This is a genomic window from Streptomyces sp. Ru72, assembly GCF_002920635.1.
Lineage (GTDB): Bacteria > Actinomycetota > Actinomycetes > Streptomycetales > Streptomycetaceae > Streptomyces.
This window is the reverse complement of sequence record NZ_PQSR01000246.1, coordinates 1-780: the sequence shown is the minus strand read 5'-3', so window position 1 is coordinate 780 and position 780 is coordinate 1. Positions and strand designations below refer to the sequence as shown.

The following is a 780-nucleotide window of genomic DNA, read 5'->3' as shown; positions in this document are numbered from 1 at the left end:
ACGCGGTTGGTGTACTGGCCGAACCGGAGCATGTCCGCCACGCTGAAGTCTCGGTACAGCGGCTTGTCCTGAGCCAGGATCGTCACCCGGTTCCCGCTCTCGGCGCTCCCCCTGCGGCCGTGGGTGACCGGCTTGCCGGCGACCAGCAGTGTGCCGCTGGTGGCGGGCATCATGCCGCTGATGATGCTCATCAGCGTCGACTTGCCCGCGCCGTTGGCCCCGACCAGGGCGATGATCCGGTTGGCGGGCAACCGGAAGCTGCACTCACGCAGCGCCCACACGTCGCCGTAACGCTTGCTCACCGCACGCGCCTCCACAGCAGTCGGCTCCTCGCTCACGCCGCGCCTCCCTCAGTCCGCATCCGGACCTCTCGCGCCGGTTCCTGCGCCGACGGGCCAGCGTTCGCTCGCGACTGGTTCAGCGTGTCCTCGGCGACCACGGAGGCGATCAAGGCCTGCACGTCTTCGTCCTCCAGCCCCGCCTCCCGTGCCTGCCCGAGCCACCGGGCCAGTCCCGAACGCAGCCGCGCCATGACATGGGGATCCGCCTCCCCCAGGGAGCCACTGACGAACGTGCCCGCCCCCTGCCGCGCCTCGACCAGGCCCGACAATTCCAGCTCCCGGTACGCCTTCAGCACCGTGCTGGGATTGACCGTGCAGGAGGTCACCACACTGCGGACCGTCGGCAGTTGATCCCCCGGATGCAGTCGCCCCATCCGCAACGCCTCGCGCACCTGACGCACCAGCTGTGCGTAGGCGGGAACACTGCTGGACCGGTCGA

2 protein-coding genes are annotated in these 780 nt (G+C 69.7%); both read right to left on the bottom strand.

The window, feature by feature from the left end; genetic code table 11:
• Positions 1–338: ATP-binding cassette domain-containing protein (locus tag C3488_RS39725; RefSeq protein WP_146068039.1), on the bottom strand; the 338-nt coding region annotated here is incomplete at its 3' end.
• Positions 335–780 (bottom strand): GntR family transcriptional regulator (locus C3488_RS39720; RefSeq protein ID WP_103845643.1); only part of this gene is annotated, 446 nt, incomplete at its 5' end. The genes C3488_RS39720 and C3488_RS39725, both read right to left, overlap by 4 nt.